This is a genomic window from Streptomyces sp. NPDC006487 (assembly GCF_042870555.1).
GTDB lineage: Bacteria > Actinomycetota > Actinomycetes > Streptomycetales > Streptomycetaceae > Streptomyces.
Map to the genome: position 1 here is coordinate 21,577 of NZ_JBIAHN010000029.1, position 18,235 is coordinate 39,811.

Below are 18,235 nucleotides of genomic sequence, written 5' to 3' on the forward strand. Positions count from 1 at the left end.
GCCGCTTCCCTCGGGGCAGGCGTACGGGCAGTCCTTCCTCCGCCGCCCGCGGCCGAGCCCGGGCATCCGTCGACCCCCTGGCCCCACGGGTGCCCCAACGGGATTGTCCTCAGGCCTCCCCCCGGGATGGACTCTCCACAGGCGCAGCGCCGCCCGCCGGCGCACCGTCCTTCCCCACTCCCCTCACGTGAAGGCACACCCCATGCACGTCAGCACCCGGCGCCCCGTGCCGGTCCTCACGGCCGTCGACATCGGCGCCTTGGCCGAAGAGACCCTCCGCGTCCAGGCGGCGGCCCTCGGGCTGGCGCCCCGCGCGCTCGACGACCGGGTGCCGGAGCGCCGTGCCCGCGGCGCCTGCGGCCTGACCGCGATCGGCGCGTTCCATGACGGTCAGCTCGCCGGCTTCACCTACGGGGTACCGGCCCACGAGCCCTACCCCTGGCGGGAACCCGTCCTCCACCGGCTCCTGGCGGCCGGCCGGCGTTCCTGGACGGGGGACGCGTTCTATCTGTGCGAGCTGCACGTCCTTCCGGACTTCCAGCGCCAGGGGCTGGGCACCCGACTGCTGACCGCACTGTGCGCACGCGCCGGGGAGCACCGCGTGATCCTCACGACTCCGGCGCAGCCGACGCCGGCCCGCCGGCTGTACCACCGCCACGGCTACCGCGACCTGATCGACGTCCCTCCGTACGCCTCCGACGCGGCCCCGTACGCGATCATGGGCGCGGAGCTGCCGCTCCTGCCGGAGGCGTTCCGCGCCCGCGCGGCCTGAGGCCGCCGGCTCCCACGGCGGTTCCGCCGGCGCACCTGCCTTCCGAGCGGTCCGCCCCGCCCCCGCCACCCTGCCCCGATCAGCGGATCCCCTACGGGCAACCGGGGCGGGAGGCTGAAGCCTGCGACACGTCTGAAACCTGGGCCCTCGAGTCCCTCGCGACGATGACCCTCCCCTGCCCTCGACGCCGGCGCGCCCTGTGGGAAGCGGGCGTCCAGCGCCTCTTCTCCGCGGACGTGAACGGCCGGGTACGGGGGATGGAGATCGTCACCGGCCTCTGAGCCCGGCCGGCCCGCACCCGGCAGCCAGGGAAACCACAAGGCTCGGGAACCGAGCATGGGAGAACCCCCGGTGGCGTTCCGTCGCGCCGCCGATCCACACGAGAAGGGCCTCGCCCGACATGCTGGACGCCCCGTCGACAACACTCCCGCGGCCGGTCAGCGCGAGACGGTGATCCGCTGCGGGCCGGGCGGGAAGCCGGCGGCCCTCGCCGTGGCCACCGCGCTCGGCGTCATTGCTCCAAGTCGACTGCCGATTAGCCCCGCGCGGGGCGGGTGACGGCCCTGTCGGCCGCGAGCAGGGTAGAGAACGAGGCATCCCGCGACGGCCGTTTGGGCAGAGCTGCCGGCGAGAGGGGCGGCCGCATATGCGGCTGCGTCCTGCCGGATCAGGGCTCGGTGCGGCGTATCAGTCGTTCGCCTGGGACGGCTCGACCGGCGGCGGCATGTACCGGCCGCCCCGCAGCGGACTCGGGTACAAGTCCCGATTGACGGCGGTCGCCACCTGCTGGATCTTTGCGACCGCGGGCTTGAAGCCGTAGAAGGGGTTCTTCCTCCGGGAAACCCTGTTGTCCTCGGTCAGCACCACGAGGTTCGACTGGTACCGCCGGGGCCCGTGGCCGCCGGTGACCGCGCTCATGCTGTTGACCTTCCAGTCCAGGCGGTCGAAGTCGTTGTCGGGGCCGTTCTCCGAGCGCTGGAGCCATCCGTTCTTGACGGCCGTCAGCGCCGCCGCGGGCGCGCCGGCGGTGCTTCCCCACCGCTGGTCCGGCCGCACGGCGCGCATGAGACCGAGCTCGTACGCACGCTCCTGGGGGTTCAGGACCGTGCTGTCCTTCCCGGTCAGGACGTCCAGCAGCCTGAGCTGGTCGGCCGCGGTGGTCTGGGTGAGCCCCCAGGAGGTCCCGTCCTTGTCCGGCACCGTGCCGGACATCCCTGCCGTGGCGAGGAACGAGCTGAACTCGCTCGTGTTGGGCTTGGCCGGGTCCGTCATGTCGGACAGGTCCTTCCACAGCGCTCCGGCGGAGTCGTTGTCCGAGTCGATGATCATCTTGCTGGCAAGCGCCTTCTGCGCGCCGGTCAGCTTCCCCTGCTCGGCATGCATCAGCGCGGCCAGAATGGTCGGCTTGACCAGGCTCGCGGTGTCGTTCTGACTGTTCGCGCGGTAAGTGCAGCGCACCCCCCACGGCTGATCGTCGAGGGCGACCGAGATGTACTTCTTCGCCCCGACGGCCTTGGTGATGTCCTTCTCGAGCTTCTGGGCGAGCTTCACCGAAGACGCGTTCCTCGGTGAGGTGCACGCAACGCGCGCACCTCCCGGTGCCGTCGGCGGCTGAGCGGCGAAGGCGGGCCCGGCAACAGCTACCGAGGCCGTCACGGCGAGGGCGGCTGTCAGCGCCCGAGAGGTCGTCTTGTGCACAGGATTTCCCACAGTTCGCTAGTCGGTTACGCGGCTGGACGCAACAGGTCCAGAACCCGTCACCACGCTAGACAGCGGTCTCCGCGCGGTCGTCCGACCACCGGGCCGCATCACGTCCCGCTGCCCGTCCGCCGATCGGAGGACCGGCGCTCGACCGGCGCTCAACCGCGTCGGCGCACATTGCGCGCCCACGGCCCCAGCGGCCCGACGTGGACCTCGTAGTCGACCGCATCCCCCCCGGCCAGGGGCGCCGCCGAAGGATCGGACGCCATGTCGGAGCGGTGGACGAACAGGTCCGGCTCACCCTCCGCGTCCGGGACGATGAAGCCGAAGTCGCCGCACGAGGTGCGCCAGAGCACCGCCCCCGACGCGGCTCGCTTGGTATCCGGCATGCCCGGCTTCCCCTTTCCTCTCAGGTATGTCGTTGACGGGTACCAATCCATCACCGGCGAGAACCCGCGAGAAGGAAGGGAGGGACAAGTGTTCGTGCAGACGGCCGGCGCCGCGGGACTCCGGTGTCCGTCGGGAGCAAGGGACCGGTTCACGGCTCTCTCGACCCCCTCGATGGTGGCGACGCGACGCCTTAGGCGTAGCCCGCACGGCCGGGACGCCTCTGGGCGCCCGGTCGTGCTCGGTCAGGCCACCAGGTCGTCGTCGAGGTCACGGCTGCGGCCGCGCTGTTGATCTTCCAGTCGCCCCGGTCGTCCACCCCGTCGGCCTGCCGGCTTCGCTGCGGCCGGCCGTTCTCGACGTGCACCTCGGCACCTTCGGGGGCGCCGGCCGGTGCTCCCCGTCGCTGGTCGGCCCGTACGTCTGCCATCAACCCGAGCGCGTAGGCACGGGAAGCCCCGCCGGGCAGCCCGCTCCCGCTCCTCTCGGAAACCTTCCGGCCACAGCACCAGGCGCCCCGGACTGACGCCGTTCCACCGGTCGGCGGGCAGACACGGAGGGGATCGGGCCGCCGTGTGGAGTACGGCGGCCGACCGGACCGGGCGCATTCCTGCGGCTACCCCCGTCCGTTTGGTGGAGCCGCCGGGAGGAGCCGAGATCCGGCGCAGGGCCGCACCCGACGGGCGATGGCAACGCCGTCGGGCCCGCAGAGGATCGGACAAGGATCCTGAAAGGAACGGAACGTTGAAAATCAAGAGAACGGCCGCCACGCTGGCCGCCACCGCGGTCGTCACGATGGGGGCCACGTCCTTCGGCACGGGCGCCTTCGCCACCGGTGTTCCCGAGCAGAAGCCCACGGTCGTCCTGGTGCATGGCGCCTTCGCCGACGCCTCGGGGTGGAGCGACGTCGTCCAGCGGCTCCAAGCGCGCGGGTACAAGGTGGTGGCCGCGGCGAACCCGCTGCGTGGGCTCGCCTCCGACTCGGCCTACGTGGCCGACGTGCTCAAGGGCATCCCCGGCCCCGTGGTTCTGGCCGGACACTCCTACGGCGGCGAGGTCATCACCAACGCCGCTGTCGGAAACCCTCAGGTCAAAGCCCTCGTCTACATCGCCGCCATCGCCCCGGACAAGGGTGAGAGCGCCAACGACGTCCTCGGCAGCTTCCCCGGCAGCCGGCTGCCGGAGTCGCTGAACGCGGTGCCCTACACCCGTGCCGACGGATCCGCGGGCGCGGACCTCTCCATCAAGCCGGACAAGTTCCGCCAGGCATTCGCCGGAGACCTCCCGGCCTGGAAGGCGTCCGTCATGGCAGCCACCCAGCGCCCGATCGAAGCGTCGAGCCTGGGAGACCAGAGCGCCAACGCCGCCTGGAAGTCCATCCCCTCCTGGTTCCTCGTGGCAACGAAGGACCAGGCGATCCCGCCCGCCGCCCAGCGCTTCATGGCGGAGCGCGCCGGTGCGCACACCGTGGAGGTGGACGCCGCCCACGCGGCCGTCGTCTCGCGGCCCTCTGCCGTGAGCGACATCATCCTCGACGCCGCACGCAGCACGACGAAGTAGCAGGCGGCCGTGCCGGGACCGACCCGGCACGGCACGCGGCGGGCCGACGGCGCGGGAGCGGCCCGTACCGAGTCGAGGCAGATCCGCACGCCGTGGTCCCGCAGCGCTCCAACGCGGCTGCGAGGGCCGGCACGTCGGGCACCGACGCGCTCAACCCGCACCCGAGGGACAAGGTCCTCGACGTCCTCCGGAGCCATCGGCGATCCCGGCCACTCGACGGAGCCGCTCGTTGCCTGCTGGCTGGTGGTCGATCCGCCGGATACGTCGTGACCGGCGGAGAGCACCGTTCACTCTGCGCCGAGCGTCGCGAACTACCCGGTGAGGCAGGCCCGGACGATGCCGTGGACTCGGGCCGCGGTCACATCGTGGGTCCGACCATGGCCGAGCAGGGGAGAACCACAGCGGTGTTCCGCCGGGGGCAATCCTCCACTGAATGGTCCAGGGGGCCCGGGCCTACCTCGCCACCAAGCCCTCGCTGGTCGGCCCCCACGTCGTGCGCACCGCCACCCAGGCCCACGCGAACACCGAGGACCACACCGGCCGCTTCCTGACGGAGTGCTGCACCACCACCGCCGACGGCGGCCATTGGTCTCGAGGTTCGCGAACGTACTGTCGACCCACGATTCGACGATTTACCATGGGGCCCAGCATGACTATGGGCGAAGGACCGGGGACGCGGTCGACCGGTACGCATCTGCGAACGCTCCCAAGGGCATCGGGCACGGAATGCCGGCACGCGGCGGACACGAGAGGGGAGCAAAGCTCATGAGTTCGCTATTGAACGCGTGCGATCTCTTCCACGAGGACAAAGTCGTGTGGCTGGAAAGCCCGGAGTCGCTCGACTACGTCCGCCAGGCCCTCGACAAAACACCCCGGCGCCGGGGCAAGCCGCGCTACTTCCGCGACGGCCGCATGGTCGGCTTCGCCGAGTTGGACGACCGCGCCGAGGCGGACCCCGACACCGGACTACAGAAGCGGCGGGTGTTCTACCTGCTCCCCCACGACCGCGACGCACAACCGGACGGCCTCTACCAGGAGGGCGCACCCGGCGAGGCGGTCGACCCCCGCACCGTCGAACCCCGCAAAGTCGGCCTCAAGACCCCCCGCTCCCAACACAGCCTCACAACCCCCCGACCCCCCAGCGCCGTCTGACGACCATGTTCCGCCGGCCGACAGGAAGGCCACGGCGCGGTCGGCCGGGGCCACATCCTGCACCGCACTGGCCGACCCCCGCAACGGCAACGTCGTCTCGATCCCCACGGCCCGCTACAAGTTCCTGTCCGCCCTCATGACAATGGCCCCCAGCTGGTCGAGAGTGTACGGCTACGACCTCGGGCAGCAGCACACCTGAAATTCAGAGTCCCTTCGGTCCCTGTTTTCTCTGGCTCAGACCCTCTGAGCAGCACTTTCACCAAGTGGCTGAACTTCCTCAGGGACGGAACGCAGGGTTCAGGGACCGAAGAACCGGGACCAGGTCGGGACGCCGCCGGCCTTCGGCCCTCGACCGAAGGCCGACGGGGGTCAGCCCCTCGCCGCGGCGGTCCTGTGCAGTCCCTTGCGGTCGTAGAAGGTCGTGACCACCCACCCCAGGGCCAGGGCCGCCACCAGCCCCGCTCCCGTCATCACCCAGGCCCTCGTCAGACCCGCGTCCGCCTGCGCACCGAAGTAGAGGATGGACCGCACCCCGTCGGTGACCTGTCGCATCGGCTCGAACTCCGCGAGGAGGCGGTAGGCGTGGGGGACCGCCTGCACCGGGACGGTGCCCCCTGAGGACGGCAGGGCCAACGCGATGAAGACCAGCATGGCCACCGGCTGCCCCAGCGCCCCCAGGACGGAAGTCAGCGCCTGCGCCCCGATTCCCACGGCGGAGGTCACGCACACCGAGAACACCCACAGCAGCGGCAGGTGCGCGGCGTCCATGTCGAGGAACCCGACGGTGACGGCCATCAGGATCGACGAGGTCGCCAGGGAGAACGCCGCGGTGAACGCGCTGTTGGCGAGGAACGCCTGGCGGCGGCTGATGGCCACCAGCGGCCGATGGGTCCGCAGGGGGCCGAGGTCGCTGGCGGCGTACCCCAGGCCGATGTCGGTGCCGTTGCTGACGATGCCCGCGCAGAGGAAACCGATCAGCACCAGCAGGAGCGCGTAGTAGAAGGCGGACAGGCCCAGGCCACTGCGCGTTCCGATGGAGTGCCCCACGGAGACGGTGACTTCCACCGGGTCGTCCAGAAGCAGACGTGTCGAGGGCGCAGGCGCCCCGTGGCCGGTTTCCGCGTGCTCGGCGAGGAGGGCGGCACCGAGCCGGGCGGAGGCCTCGTGGGCCGCCTGCTGCATCGCGGTACTGGCCAGCGAGGATCCGAGGCTGCCTGCACCGGGGCTGGTGAGGACCTCGATCCGCGGACGCGCCGTCGCAGGACCTGTGAGCGCCCGTACCTGCGCGGTGAAGTCCGAGGGAATCACGAGGACGCCGTAGAGCTTGTCGGCCGCCAGCTGTCGACGTGCCTCGGTGAGGGTGAGGGGCTTCCAGTCGACGTGGCGGTCCGGGTCGGCCGTCCGGATGGCCGCCGCTATGCCCGTCCCCAGGGGTTCCGGCGCCCCGGGGGCGCCGCGGTCTTCCGTGACCAGGCCGATGGGGAGACTCTTCATGTTCCCGCGCGGATCGAGGATCCCTCCCATGTAGATCAGCGAGAGCAGCAGGGCAAGGACGGTCACCAGACCGGCCGGCACGGCCCAGAGAGAGGGGCTGGTGAGTTTTCTGAGCAGTGTGCGCTCTGTCCCTCGATGCGTGGACGTCATGGAACCTTCCCGAGAACTGTGGATCGGGGACGGCTCGCCGGGCCCGCTAGCCCGCCGAGCGGCCCCCGGCTCGGCCGGTGATCGCCCGGCCGACCAGGGCATGGTTGCCCAGGGGGCAGCGATCGGGATCCCCCCTTCGCACCTCAGGCAGGACTAGGACCGGGAAACTCCACCAGGACGCGCCGTTCCTCGGCCGGCAGCGCCGCCGCCGGTTGTCGGTAGGTCGCGCTCGCGCTCGTGCCGTCGACGGGGCACTCGGTGAGAGAGCCCTCCGCGACGCTGCTCGGCCGGCGTCCCGGCACTCCCCCGCAACCTTTCCTCAAGGTGTGCGGGCAGGGCGTGCCGCGCGTCGCCCAGGAGTCCTTCGAACCGTGCCGGAGCCGCGCGCGACGGGACCTCCTGAGCTTCCTCGGCAGCCCGAGCCGTCGCCCTGGGATCCCACCACGGCGACCAGGCCGGCGCTGTCCGCTGCGGCAGCGTGGAGCAGGGGAGGCGGCAGCACGAGCGGGACGAGCGCGGGGTCCGGTGCGTAGGCCGGTGATCCGGGCAGCGCGGCCACCTCCGGAACTGCCATGTCTGCTGTCCGAGCACGGTGCGACGGGAGTGACGGAAGGCCGAGCGTAACGGGCGCCCCGACGGGCCGGATCGCCCGTCAGGCAGGACTGTGGGTGGAGCCGGGCCGGACGAAGGGTCCGGGTTCGTCGTCCGGACCGGGACCGGCCGACGCACGACAGCACGATCGGCGCACGACGGCCCGGCCGGTCACGACGGACCGGCCGGGCCCAGCCACCGGGGTCAGTCCCGAGCGGTCGGCTCTTCGCCGGTCGACTCCTCAGCGGCTGCCGCCTCTGCGGCACGCTGGCGACGACGGCCGTAGTACACGGCACCCGCACCGCCTCCGAGGAGGACCGCCGCACCGCCGGCCAGAGCGAGGCCGTTACTGCCCGTCTCGGCGAGGAAGCCGCCGCCACCACCCTGTCCGGAACCACCCTTGTCTGAATCACCCGTCCCGGAGCCGCCCTCGCCGGTGTCGGGGGTCTTGGTGGGGACGGCGGAAGGGCGCGCAGTGGGCTTGACGCCCTCGCTGGGGTCGGGCTTCGGGTCGGTCCCCTCGCCCGGACTGCCGCCGTGCACCTCCTGCTCCGCGGCCCACTTGTTGTTCGTCTTGTCGGGGTCCGCGGTCTTCGACTGGGCAGTGACGGCGAAGGAGAGCTCCTTGCCGGCGGTGTCCTTCGCGAGCACCGACTTCACCTCGATCGTGGCGGAGCCGCCCTTGGCCAGGTCGCCGACCTCGCAACCCACTTTGCCGTCCTCGACAGAGCAGTCAGCGGTCTTGCCGTCGGGCAGCGTCACCTTGGCGGCGACCGTCCCGGCCTTGGCATCCTTGCCGAGGCCGGGCGAGGTCAGCCAGACCTCTTCGGCCGAGTGCGGACCGGCGTTGGTCACCTTGGCCTCGTACGCGACGTCCTTCCCGGCCATGAGTTTCTCCGTCAGGACCCGGCCCACCACTTTCAGGTCACTGCTGTTCGCAGGAGGCGTGTACGACGCCAGACGCACGATCGCCGGGTCCGACACGGTGGAGAGTTGCGGCGACGCCGGGTTTCCCGGAAGCAGCCAGTTCCTGTAGGTGACCTTCGGGCTGAGGGCCAGCTCCCCAGTCAGCTTGGACGTGACCTTGGCCTTGAAGGAGAGCGTGGACGATCCCTTGTCGTCACTCACACATCCGTAGTAGTGGTAGTCAGGCTGATTCGTCGAGAACCTGGCAATGAGCTGATGGTCGTTGGCTTCGTAACGTGCCCAGCCAGTCTCCGACTTGCCGTTGAGCCGCAGTGAGCCAGGCTGATATTCGAGCCCCTCCGGCACCACGTACCGCGTTTCGAGGTCACAGGTCTTACGGAAGGTGTTCGGATCCGGAGAGGACACCCTGATGGTGACCTCTACGTCATCCCCCGGCTCTACGACAGCTGCTTCGCTGCCGCCGTTGACGGTGGTGTTCACCCTCACGACGGGCGGCGGGTCTTCTGCAGGCTTGGCGAATGCCGCCGGGGCGAGGGCGAGACACGAGGCGGAGAGCGCGACGGCGGAGCCCACCCGTGCGGCGTACTTCAAGGAGGGCGAGGGGATACGGCGGAGCTGGGATGACATGGAAGGTGGCTACCTCGGGTGATGTGTGACGGGTGCAGTGCCCGCCACGGTGGATGGCGGCTGCCAGGTGAACGCCCGGCCGGCACTACGCCGTGCGGGGGACGGCGTCTGTGCAGATCGTTGCGTCTTCTCCCCCGTCCGCACACGTGGCGTTCAGGCAGTCGTGAGCGCATGCCCGCAGCGCCCGGCAGACTGGCCGAAAGGTCAGGACGCGCGCCCTCGGATCGCCGGGGGCACACACGAAACTCCCCGGCGGTCCGCAGCCGGGCGTCGACCGATCGTGCGGCGAGCGATTCAGGCCGCGACCGTGGCGGCGGGAGCCGACCCCTGATCCCCCGCGTGGCCGCTGCGGGGATCACCGCGTCGTCCTCCGAGGTCAGCAGAGGGACCAGCGTGCTGCCGTCCCTGAGCGCAGGGCCAGGATGTACGGCCCGTCCTCGAGGCCTTCCAGGCGCCTCCGGGACCCACAGCGGGCGGCCGGGAAGTCCTTCGGGCAAGGGCCGACCGCCGGGTCGGTGTCATCCGGTGTCTCGACCCAGGACGGGGAGTTCGGTCAGCGGGAGCGGGCCCCGGTCACGTCAGGTCAGGTCAGGTCAGGTCAGGTCAGGTCAGGTCAGGTCAGGTGCCATCGCGCGGATCAGGTCGCGGCGCAGTTGGCCGGTGGCGGGGGTGCGGGGAAGGGCGTCCACTATGTGGATGCGGCGGGGATGCTTGTGGGTGGCGAGCCGTCCGCGAAGGTGCCGGCGCAGTTCGTCCAGGGCGGGCGGGCTGCCACGGCGACTGGGCACGATCACACAGCAGACGAGCTCTCCCCAGGCCGGGTCCGGCAGTCCGACGACCGCTACGTCCGCGACCGCGGGATGGGTCGAGAGCGCCTGCTCCACTTCGCTCGGGGACACCGCCTCGCCTCCGGTCCTGATGTGTTCACCGGTGCGGCCTACGATCGCGAGCTGACCGGCCCGGTCGAGTTCACCCAGGTCGCCGGTGCGGTACCAGCCGTCGGCGAAGGCGGACGCCGTGGCGGTCGGATCCCCGAAGTAGCCGTCGAACAGCAGCGGCCCCCGGACCTGTATTTCACCTGCCGCGTCGACGCGCAGCCGTACCGAGGTGGCGGGCAATCCGACGCTGCCGGGGTGGGCGAGCAGCTCGTCACCGCCGAGGCAGGCGATGTTGCCGGCTTCCGTGGATCCGTAGAACACACGGAGGTACGCCTGTGGAGCGGCGGTGCGGATGGCGTGGAGCAGTTCTGCCGTGACTGCGGAGGTGCCCGTGTCGGCGAACCGGAGTCCGGACAGCGCGGCGTGGTCCCCGTCCAGGACGCGCTGCCAGACGGCGGGCACGCAGTAGAGACGTGTCGCCCGGTGGCGGGAGAGGGCGTGGCGAATCGCCGGGCCGTCCGCGCGGGCCAGGAAGACGACGGTGTCCCTGGCCTGCCACTGCTGGAGTGCGATGGTCCACGCCGCCATGTGGAACAGGGGGAAGGTGCAGACCGCGGTACCGCGCGGCTCTAGCTGTGATCCGGGGTGGGAACGCAGGAAGCTGACGCGGTGGGAGAGGACGATGCCCTTGGGCCGTCCGGTCGTTCCGGACGACGCGAAGATGACGTGGGGGTCGGTCTCGGATACCGCCCGGTCGGGATGGAAGCCGTGCGCGGCGCCGGACGCGCCGTCGAGGAGGGAGCGCAGGGTGACGACCGGGGCGCCGGCCGACAAGGGCAGGACGTCGATCGCGTGCCGCATCGGTTCCGTCGTGACCACGACGAGCGCGGGCCGGAACGCGGCGGCGAAGGCGGCGGCCTCGGCGGGGCCGAGGTTGCCCGGGACCGGTACGAAAGCCGCTCCGGTTCTGGCCAGGGCCGCGAAGAGCACCACGAGGCCCAGATCGGTTCCCGACCAGCACGCCACCCGGTCGCCGTGGCGCACACCGAGGTCGTGGAACGCGTGGGCGAGCAGGTCCGCGCGGCGGTCCAGCTCTCCGAAGGTGATCCTGCGGTCGCCCAGCACCGCGGCGGTGCGGCCCGCCGTCGCGCGGGCCGCATTGGCGAACACATCGCCGATCAGCAGGTGTTCCAAAGGGGGGTCCCTTCGCTCCGGTCCGTCGCACCTCGGGCGGACCGCCGTTCACGTCTTCAGTTCGACGATGACCTCGTGGTACGGGCATGCACCGGGGTTGACCGCCGTTTCGACGCCGCCGCGGCCGACGTAGACCGCCGCACCCGGCACCACGTCCGCTTCGAGGTGGTCGCGGTACGGTCCCTCGGTGTCGGGCTCCGGGTGTACGGCGATCCGGTCGCCGGCGATCTGGATGAGGACGTGGTCGAGTTCGTGCCGGTGCACGTCGCTCCGCTCTCCCGGTGCCAGGCGCAGTTCCCACACCCGTACCCGGTCGTTCTCGAAGAGGATTCGGCTGCCGATGCCGCCGAGGGCCCTGTCCTGTGTCACGGCGTCTCCTTACGTCGGTCCTTCGGTTGCGCCCCTAACCGCACGGCACGTTCAGTAGCCGCGCTCCGGGTCGACCTCGTTGATCAGCGGGCGGCCGCTCAGGAAGCGGGCGAGGTTGTCCCGCAGCAGCCCGTAGAGTCCTGCGAAGTGCGCGTCGGCGGCCGTCGCGGAATGCGGCGAGATCACCAGGCGGGGTACGTCCCACAGGGGGTCGTCCGTGGGCAGCGGCTCGCGGCGGGCGACGTCGATCGCGGCTCCGCCGAGGTGTCCCGACCGCAGGGCCGCCGCCATCGCCTGCTCGACGACGGCTGAGCCCCGACCGACGTTGCAGAAGAAGGCGCCCGGCCGCATGGCGGCGAAAGCATCGGCGTCCATCACCTCCGCGGTGGCCGCGGATTCCGGCAGCGCGGCGACCACCGCGTCGCACTCGGCAAGCATCGCGTGCGTCTCGTGCGGCCCGTACACCCGGTCGGCATGTGGGGACGGCCGGTCGACACGTCGGCGGACCGCAGTCACGGACATGCCGAACGCACGGGCCCGTAGGGCCACCTCGACTCCGATCGCGCCGAACCCCAGTACGCCCAGGGTCTTGCCCGCGAGCTGGGTGCCGTGACAGGGGCTCCACCGGTGTTCCGCCTGTAGCCGGCGCAGTTCGTCGAACCGCTTGAAGTGGGCGAGGACGCGTGCGAAGGCGAACTCCGCCACCGCCACCGCGTTGACCCCGGACGCAGAGGTCACACGGATGCCCGCGGCGGTGACGTCGCGGGAGACCAGACCGCCCACGCCTGCGCCCACGGACTGTACCCAGCGCAACCGGGGCGCGATCCGCAGGACGTCGGAGGGCAGACTGAGCGCGACCACCACGTCCAGGTCGCGGACGAGGGCGGCCGATCGTTCGTCCCCGGCGTCCAGCCGGCAGTGTGTGAGCACCACGCGCCGGTCGACCTCGGCGACGGAACGCACGTCCCTCGCGATCGTCCCGGCCGGGCGCCGGTCCCACTCGGGCGGGTAGGCGAGGCCGACGACGATGCGTTCGTCCCGGGTCATGGCCGCGCCTCCCCGGGCAGGTCCTTCAGTACGCCCAGGGTGTGCACCTGTGCGTGGTGGTCGGCCAGGTAGGCGGGGGCCCGGGTCGTTTCCACGAGCCAGCCGGTCGGGCACATCGTCAGGATCTCCACGAAGGAGAAGCCGTGCTGCTGCGCCCGGAGCGCCCGCAGGACCGTGCGCTTGGTCCGGCGCACGTGGGGGGCCGTATCGACCGCCCCGCGCGCCACGTAGACGGAGCCGTCCAGCGCGGCCACGAGTTCGGCGAGCCGGATCGGGTGGCCGTCGCGGGCGGCGTCGCGGCCGTCGGGGGTGTTCTTGGTGCGCTGCCCGAGGACGGTGGTGGCCGTCATGTGGCCTCCGGTCTCCCCGAACACGCCGTTGTTGAGCATGAAGCAGGTGATGCGCTCGCCTCGGGCCGCGGCGTGCAGCACTTCCTGCAGACCTTCGCTGGCCATGTCGCCGTCGCCCTGCACGGTCAGCACCGTCAGGTCCGGGCGCGTGCGTTTGACGCCCGTCGCGACGGACGGAGCGCGTCCGTGCAGGGCCTGGACGACTTCGACGTCGAGGTTGTCGGAGAAGGCGGTGGAGCAGCCGATGCCGAACACGGCCACGCTGGAATCGGTCGCGCCCAGCTCCGCGATCGCCTCGACGACCGCCCGCAGTGCGATCGGCTCCCCGCACCCGGGACACAACTGGTGGGTGCGCGAGCCGATCAGCTCGGGGGCGAAGTCGTGGACGAGCCGGGCACCGCAGGCCGGCGGACTGTCGGTCCCCACGATGGGAAGGAGGGGGCGGCGCGGGACGGTCATCGCGTCACCGCCAGGGCGAAGCGCTCGGTGATCCGCTCCCCCAGCAGCCGGACGTCCAGATCGGGGGCGATCCCGAAGCCGGAGGGGTCCGTCGACAGGCCTCCGATGAACTCGACGGGGATACGGCCGTTCACCGCGAGCCGTACGTCGTCGACGGCCTGGCCGGTGTTGTTCTCGTAGACCGCCACCGCACGTGCGGCCCGGGTGAGGCTCGCGATCTCCGTGTAGGGGAACGGGACCAGGGTGACGGGCCGGACGAAGCCGACGCGCAGGCCCCTCCGGCGCAGCTCCCGGACGGCGGCGCGTAGGTACACCGCCGGCGTGCCGTAGGCGACGACGACCACTTCGGCGTCCTCGACCGACTCGGCTTCCACGCGGGGTGTGATGCCGTGGAGCATCTGCTCGGTCCGCGCCGCGCACGCGCGGTAGTGGACCGACAGGTCGTAGCCGGTCTCGGTGCCGAGGCCGTCGCGCTGTTTCGCCGTGCCCAGCGGGGAGACGAGCGTGGCCTGCCCCGTACCGCCGGTGCGACCGCCGACCGCCCACGGGGGCCGGGCCGGGAACGCCGGTTCGGGTAGGGCCACCGAACGGTGCGTGTGGGCGAGGTAGTAGTCCCCGAGGACCAGGACGGGCGTGCGCCACTGCTCGGCCCATGCGAACGCCTGCGTCACGTGTGCGACGGCCTCGACCACGTCCAGCGGAGCCAGGACGGGCAGTCGGTAGTCGCCGTGACCGCCGCCCCGCGTGCTCTGGAAGTAATCACCCTGCCCGCGGGCCATGTTCAGGACGACCAGGGGCAGCCGGGCGAGGGTCATCTCGGCCAGGGACTCCTGCATCAGGGCGAGCCCCTGACCCGTCGAGCCGGTCGCGGCCGGGGTCCCGGTCGCGGCGGCCCCCCAGCACATGCCGATCGCCTCCAGCTCGCTCTCCGCGTTCACGCAGGTCCCCCCGGCAGGGGGCAGGCGCCGGGCCATCGCTTCGAGGACCTCGGTGAACGGGGTCATCGGATAGCCCGCGAAGAACCGGCAGCCGGCCGCCACCATCGTGGCGGCGATCGCCTCGGAACCGGCCATCAGCAGGGCGCGGCCGGCCATCACCGGCTCGCTTCCGGGGCTTCGTAACGGTAGACCTGGAAGACGAAGTCGGGGCAGATCGCCGTGCAGGCCTGACAGGCGATGCAGCCGGGCAGCAGCAAGGGGTAGCGGTGGCCCCGTGTGTTGACCTCGTCGGCGGTCATGACGAGCACGCCCGGCGGACAGGCCGCTATGCACAGTTCGCAGCCCTTGCACGCCTCGCGGTCGATGACCAGGGTTCCCCTGCTCATACGGGCACCTCCGCCCAGGCCGGCCGGCAGCGGACCGGTACCGCGCCGAACCCCGCCGCCAGCGCCTCGGCGTCGACGGGGAGTTGCTCGTGGCGGTACCGGGGCAGCGCCTCCGGCAGGGCCAGTAACAGGTCGGCGAGACCGACGATGTCCGTGGCCGCGACGTACGCGCCGAGCGCGACCATCGTCGCCGCGGCGACCGAGCCCAGCTCGGTGGCGAGACGGGTCGCGGGGACCGCGAGCGTACGGACCGCCGTGTCCGGCAGCAGGCCCCGGCCCGGGCCTCCCGGTGGTGGTGCGTCCGGTGGTTCCGCCGGCGCTTCGCCGTCGTGCCGCGGCGGACGGCAGACGGTGCTGTTGACCACGAGCAGGCCGCCGGGACGGATCCGGTCCTCGATGCCTCCCGCATAGGCGTCGTGCATCACGATGGCGGACCAGGCAGGTGAGACGGTGGGAGGGCTCTGGACCGCGCTCCGGCCGACGACCAGGGTCACTTCCGTGTTGCCGCCGCGCATCATTCCGCCATAGCTGCCGAAGAGTTGCACGTCGCGGCCCGCGGACGTCAGGGAAAGGGCCAGGAGCCGACCGGCCAGTTGGACTCCCTGGCCCCCGATGCCCGCGATCAACAGCTCTCGTTCCATCTCGCCACCGACTCCCGCGATCGTTTCTGACGGATCTTCAGAACGTTGTTCCGGCAGCATAGGGAACAACGTTCTCAAGGGCCAGGGTGCTGTGGCAACATCTCTTGGACGCCACGAGAGGGGAGGGCCCATGGGAGAGCCGGAGGTCCGGGCACAGCTGATCGAGGCGGCCTACGCGGTCGTCGAGCGGACCGGGGCGCTCGACCTCACGATGCGCGACCTGCTGTGCGAGGCGGGGCTGTCCAACCAGGCGTTCTACCGGCATTTCCGTTCCAAGGACGACCTGTTCATCGCCATGCTCGACGACGGGCGCCGCCGCATGGCCGGGCACCTGCGCCGCCGGATGTCCGGAGCGGCGACGCCGGCGGCCGCGGTGCGGTCCTGGGTGGAGGGCGTACTCGGCCAGGCTGGCGACCCCCTGGCCGCGGCACGCACCCGGCCGTTCCTGACGCACGTGGACCGGCTCGCCGCGCGTTTCCCCGAGGAGCAGCGCGCCTCCGAGCGGACGATGCTCGAACCGCTGGTCGCCGCCCTGCGCGGGGCGGACGACGGGGGCCCGCGGTCCGGGGCGGAGCAACGCGGCGACATCGAACGTGACGCGCGGACCGTCTACCTCCTCACGGTCGCCGCCCTGCACCAACACCTGCGCGACGGCACCCGTCCGGGCCGCGCGGACACCGACCACCTGACCGCGTTCGTCCTGAACGGACTGCGCGGCACCGGGGACCGGAGTCCGGACACGTCCCGCTGAACCGTCCCGGGCCCATCTGTCTCTTTCCTTGCTCCCCCCGATGCCGTCGGTCGCTCCGCGGGGACCGGCCGGGTAGGGCCGCGCGCGACCTTGCCGTAGCGCTGCCTTAAGCCGCGGCGCGGTTGTCTGGCACTGGACACTCCTCTACGCGGTAGGGGACCGCGACGGCATGGGTTGGAAACGGTGAGAAAGAGAAGCAGCGGAAGGGCGACGGTCCCTACCTGGAAGAATCTTCACGCACGGGTCTGCATGTGTGCGGCGGCCCTGGTCGCCGCCTTGTTGGCCTACGGCGGACCGTTCGGCATGAGGCCCTCGTCGGCCAACGCCGCGCCGGCCACCGTCCCGGCCGCCGTCGTGCCCGAGCGGTCGTACGAGGCGAGGATGTCCGAGCTGTACGGCATGGCACCGGACGCACACGGCGCCGGGACCTTCGCCGAAGCCCCGGTGCACCGGGACGCGGATCCCGGCAGGGGCAGAACGATCAGCTACCGGGTAGAGGTCGAGGACGGGCTCGGCCTCGACGCCGGCCTCTTCGCCGAGGCCGTCCAGCGCACCTTGGACGACGCCAGGAGCTGGGCAGGGAAGGGAAAATTCCACTTCCGCCAGACCGACTCCCGGAACGCCGAGTTCGTGATCACGCTCGCCAGCCCGGGCACGACCGCCGCATGGTGTGCCAAATCAGGCCTGGACACGACGGTCTCCAACGTGTCGTGCGACTCCGCATCCACGAAAAGAATCATGATCAATGCCTTCCGCTGGGCACAGGGCTCACCCACCTTCGGCCCTGAAAAGATCTTCGAATACCGGCAGATGCTCATCAACCACGAAGTGGGACATCGGATCGGCCACCGGCACCAGAACTGCGGGACACCGGGTACACCGGCGCCCGTAATGCAGCAGCAGACCAAGAGCCTCACACTGAACGGCATCAGCTGTCGACCGAACCCCTGGCCCTACCCCGACAACTGATCACACGATCGAGCCCCGCCTCCGCCGGTGGGAGGAGTCCGCTGGGTCCGGACCAGGTCCCGGCATGCCGCCCGCCGGACGGTTTCAGTCCCCCGGGCCGGGGCCGGAGCCTCATCTGCAAGGCGGTCTTCGGCCCCCTGGACAGTGCCGACTGGCGCACGAGCTGGGGATTCGACCCGTTCCACGTCTACGCCTCCGGAGACATGCGAACGGCCGTGGCGCCGTCCGTCGAACCCGTCACCGACCGGGATGCGCCGCACCGCAATGGGAACGCGGGCGACTGCACCGTGCGGCGAGTGGTGCGCCCGGCTGTCCGACGGTGCCGAACTGCTCAGCTGTGGGTGCCCGTCAGGAGGAGGAGTGCGTCGACCAGTTCATCGGTGGCGGCGCCGGTGGCCAGGCGGCGGAGTTGCAGACCGATGACCAGCGCGACGACGGGTCCGGCCATGCGTTCGGGGTCCGGCACGCCCAGGGCGCCCAGGATGGACGCCGCGAGTTGGTCGTAGGCTGCGAAGCACTCGGCTGCGGCGGCCCTCAGCTGGGGGTCACGGCCGGCTTGGATGTAGAGCTCGAAGGGTGCGATGTGCTCGCTGTCGAAGGCGGTGTCGGCAGCGACCTGGCCGACCAGCGCCGCGGCCTCCTGCGGGGTGGTGGGGCCCGTGCAGTGCAGTTGGGCGAGGTCGGTGAAGCGGCGGGTCTCCTGGACGACGAAGGCGTGCAGGCTCTCGCGCAACAGGTCGTTCTGGGTGGCGAAGTGGTAGGTGATCGAGCCGAGGGAGACCTCGGCTTCCTGGGCGACGCGGCGGTTGGTGACCGCGGCCACGCCGTCCTCACCGATGATCCGCAGTGTGGCCGCGACGATGCGTTCCTTGGTCTGGGAGGGGTTCGCCAT

General features: G+C 71.3%; 18 protein-coding genes. 5 read left to right on the forward strand and 13 right to left on the reverse strand.

Features of this window, described 5'->3' with window-relative positions; all coding sequences use genetic code 11:
• The first annotated feature begins 202 nt into the window (after nucleotides 1-202).
• Entirely contained in the window at nucleotides 203-772 is a 570-nt protein-coding gene (locus ACFYM0_RS36035; RefSeq protein WP_388509362.1) for a GNAT family N-acetyltransferase, read from the forward strand.
• A 687-nt stretch (nucleotides 773-1,459) separates the two neighbouring features.
• Here the strand turns inward: ACFYM0_RS36035 and ACFYM0_RS36040 are convergent.
• The 3 genes from ACFYM0_RS36040 to ACFYM0_RS36050 form a co-directional block, all read right to left on the reverse strand.
• Nucleotides 1,460-2,323: a hypothetical protein gene (locus ACFYM0_RS36040; RefSeq protein ID WP_388509365.1), complete on the reverse strand. Its 864-nt coding sequence runs from the start codon at nucleotides 2,321-2,323 to the stop codon at nucleotides 1,460-1,462.
• Nucleotides 2,324-2,631: 308 nt separating this feature from the next.
• Complete coding sequence (locus ACFYM0_RS36045) at nucleotides 2,632-2,862, reverse strand: cold-shock protein (RefSeq protein ID WP_388509367.1); 231 nt, start codon at nucleotides 2,860-2,862, stop codon at nucleotides 2,632-2,634.
• A 191-nt stretch (nucleotides 2,863-3,053) separates the two neighbouring features.
• A complete protein-coding gene (locus ACFYM0_RS36050) occupies nucleotides 3,054-3,290 on the reverse strand; it encodes a hypothetical protein (protein ID WP_388509369.1) in 237 nt (78 codons plus the stop codon).
• Nucleotides 3,291-3,655: 365 nt separating this feature from the next.
• Here ACFYM0_RS36050 and ACFYM0_RS36055 point away from each other — a divergent pair, with 365 nt between their 5' ends.
• Together ACFYM0_RS36055 and ACFYM0_RS36060 are read left to right on the forward strand one after the other, a co-directional pair.
• Nucleotides 3,656-4,420 carry an alpha/beta fold hydrolase gene (locus tag ACFYM0_RS36055; protein WP_388509454.1) on the forward strand — a complete coding sequence of 255 codons (765 nt, stop codon included), beginning with the start codon at nucleotides 3,656-3,658 and terminating at the stop codon, nucleotides 4,418-4,420.
• A 765-nt stretch (nucleotides 4,421-5,185) separates the two neighbouring features.
• The gene (locus tag ACFYM0_RS36060; RefSeq protein ID WP_388509372.1) at nucleotides 5,186-5,572 is read left to right on the forward strand and encodes a DUF6009 family protein; all 387 of its coding nucleotides are present in this window, start codon (nucleotides 5,186-5,188) and stop codon (nucleotides 5,570-5,572) included.
• Between the two features lie 369 nt (nucleotides 5,573-5,941).
• On the opposite strand, the gene ACFYM0_RS36065 is transcribed toward ACFYM0_RS36060, so the two are convergent.
• The 9 genes from ACFYM0_RS36065 to ACFYM0_RS36105 all read right to left on the reverse strand — a co-directional run bounded on the left by ACFYM0_RS36065 (nucleotide 5,942) and on the right by ACFYM0_RS36105 (nucleotide 15,623).
• Nucleotides 5,942-7,216, reverse strand: a complete 1,275-nt coding sequence (locus ACFYM0_RS36065; protein ID WP_388509375.1) for a YhgE/Pip domain-containing protein — start codon at nucleotides 7,214-7,216, stop codon at nucleotides 5,942-5,944.
• A gap of 795 nt (nucleotides 7,217-8,011) precedes the next feature.
• Nucleotides 8,012-9,307 (reverse strand): hypothetical protein, encoded by a 1,296-nt coding sequence (locus tag ACFYM0_RS36070; RefSeq protein ID WP_388509378.1) that lies wholly within the window; start codon nucleotides 9,305-9,307, stop codon nucleotides 8,012-8,014.
• Nucleotides 9,308-9,969: 662 nt separating this feature from the next.
• Nucleotides 9,970-11,433, reverse strand: coding sequence for a class I adenylate-forming enzyme family protein (locus ACFYM0_RS36075; protein ID WP_388509381.1), 1,464 nt, complete (start codon nucleotides 11,431-11,433; stop codon nucleotides 9,970-9,972).
• A gap of 48 nt (nucleotides 11,434-11,481) precedes the next feature.
• Nucleotides 11,482-11,802 (reverse strand): hypothetical protein, encoded by a 321-nt coding sequence (locus ACFYM0_RS36080; protein WP_388509384.1) that lies wholly within the window; start codon nucleotides 11,800-11,802, stop codon nucleotides 11,482-11,484.
• A 51-nt stretch (nucleotides 11,803-11,853) separates the two neighbouring features.
• Nucleotides 11,854-12,849: a D-2-hydroxyacid dehydrogenase gene (locus ACFYM0_RS36085; RefSeq protein WP_388509387.1), complete on the reverse strand. Its 996-nt coding sequence runs from the start codon at nucleotides 12,847-12,849 to the stop codon at nucleotides 11,854-11,856.
• On the reverse strand, nucleotides 12,846-13,625 hold the full coding sequence (locus ACFYM0_RS36090) for a thiamine pyrophosphate-dependent enzyme (protein WP_388509389.1): 780 nt from the start codon (nucleotides 13,623-13,625) through the stop codon (nucleotides 12,846-12,848). The genes ACFYM0_RS36085 and ACFYM0_RS36090 overlap by 4 nt, the downstream gene beginning before the upstream one ends.
• A 29-nt stretch (nucleotides 13,626-13,654) precedes the next feature.
• On the reverse strand, nucleotides 13,655-14,752 hold the full coding sequence (locus ACFYM0_RS36095; protein ID WP_388509391.1) for a thiamine pyrophosphate-binding protein: 1,098 nt from the start codon (nucleotides 14,750-14,752) through the stop codon (nucleotides 13,655-13,657).
• Nucleotides 14,752-14,982 carry a 4Fe-4S dicluster domain-containing protein gene (locus tag ACFYM0_RS36100; RefSeq protein WP_388509393.1) on the reverse strand — a complete coding sequence of 77 codons (231 nt, stop codon included), beginning with the start codon at nucleotides 14,980-14,982 and terminating at the stop codon, nucleotides 14,752-14,754. The genes ACFYM0_RS36095 and ACFYM0_RS36100 overlap by 1 nt, the downstream gene beginning before the upstream one ends.
• Complete coding sequence (locus ACFYM0_RS36105; protein WP_388509395.1) at nucleotides 14,979-15,623, reverse strand: 2-oxoacid:acceptor oxidoreductase family protein; 645 nt, start codon at nucleotides 15,621-15,623, stop codon at nucleotides 14,979-14,981. The genes ACFYM0_RS36100 and ACFYM0_RS36105 overlap by 4 nt, the downstream gene beginning before the upstream one ends.
• 130 nt (nucleotides 15,624-15,753) lie before the next feature.
• On the opposite strand from ACFYM0_RS36105, the gene ACFYM0_RS36110 reads away from it, so the two are divergent.
• Nucleotides 15,754-16,374 carry a TetR/AcrR family transcriptional regulator gene (locus tag ACFYM0_RS36110; RefSeq protein WP_388509397.1) on the forward strand — a complete coding sequence of 207 codons (621 nt, stop codon included), beginning with the start codon at nucleotides 15,754-15,756 and terminating at the stop codon, nucleotides 16,372-16,374.
• Nucleotides 16,375-16,755: 381 nt separating this feature from the next.
• The gene (locus ACFYM0_RS36115; RefSeq protein ID WP_388509399.1) at nucleotides 16,756-17,343 is read left to right on the forward strand and encodes a DUF3152 domain-containing protein; all 588 of its coding nucleotides are present in this window, start codon (nucleotides 16,756-16,758) and stop codon (nucleotides 17,341-17,343) included.
• Nucleotides 17,344-17,674: 331 nt separating this feature from the next.
• On the opposite strand, the gene ACFYM0_RS36120 is transcribed toward ACFYM0_RS36115, so the two are convergent.
• Complete coding sequence (locus ACFYM0_RS36120) at nucleotides 17,675-18,235, reverse strand: TetR/AcrR family transcriptional regulator (protein ID WP_388509401.1); 561 nt, start codon at nucleotides 18,233-18,235, stop codon at nucleotides 17,675-17,677.

What these genes read in the sequence shown, in the direction of transcription:
- ACFYM0_RS36035 (WP_388509362.1), top strand. Translation starts at nt 203, where the DNA reads ATGCACGTCAGCACCCGGCGCCCCGTGCCGGTCCTCACGGCCGTCGAC.
- ACFYM0_RS36045 (WP_388509367.1), bottom strand. Translation starts at nt 2,862, where the DNA reads ATGCCGGATACCAAGCGAGCCGCGTCGGGGGCGGTGCTCTGGCGCACC.
- ACFYM0_RS36050 (WP_388509369.1), bottom strand. Translation starts at nt 3,290, where the DNA reads ATGGCAGACGTACGGGCCGACCAGCGACGGGGAGCACCGGCCGGCGCC.
- ACFYM0_RS36055 (WP_388509454.1), top strand. Translation starts at nt 3,656, where the DNA reads ATGGGGGCCACGTCCTTCGGCACGGGCGCCTTCGCCACCGGTGTTCCC.
- ACFYM0_RS36060 (WP_388509372.1), top strand. Translation starts at nt 5,186, where the DNA reads ATGAGTTCGCTATTGAACGCGTGCGATCTCTTCCACGAGGACAAAGTC.
- ACFYM0_RS36065 (WP_388509375.1), bottom strand. Translation starts at nt 7,216, where the DNA reads ATGACGTCCACGCATCGAGGGACAGAGCGCACACTGCTCAGAAAACTC.
- ACFYM0_RS36085 (WP_388509387.1), bottom strand. Translation starts at nt 12,849, where the DNA reads ATGACCCGGGACGAACGCATCGTCGTCGGCCTCGCCTACCCGCCCGAG.
- ACFYM0_RS36095 (WP_388509391.1), bottom strand. Translation starts at nt 14,752, where the DNA reads ATGGCCGGCCGCGCCCTGCTGATGGCCGGTTCCGAGGCGATCGCCGCC.
- ACFYM0_RS36100 (WP_388509393.1), bottom strand. Translation starts at nt 14,982, where the DNA reads ATGAGCAGGGGAACCCTGGTCATCGACCGCGAGGCGTGCAAGGGCTGC.
- ACFYM0_RS36105 (WP_388509395.1), bottom strand. Translation starts at nt 15,623, where the DNA reads ATGGAACGAGAGCTGTTGATCGCGGGCATCGGGGGCCAGGGAGTCCAA.
- ACFYM0_RS36110 (WP_388509397.1), top strand. Translation starts at nt 15,754, where the DNA reads ATGGGAGAGCCGGAGGTCCGGGCACAGCTGATCGAGGCGGCCTACGCG.
- ACFYM0_RS36115 (WP_388509399.1), top strand. Translation starts at nt 16,756, where the DNA reads ATGTCCGAGCTGTACGGCATGGCACCGGACGCACACGGCGCCGGGACC.
- ACFYM0_RS36120 (WP_388509401.1), bottom strand. Translation starts at nt 18,235, where the DNA reads ATGGCGAACCCCTCCCAGACCAAGGAACGCATCGTCGCGGCCACACTG.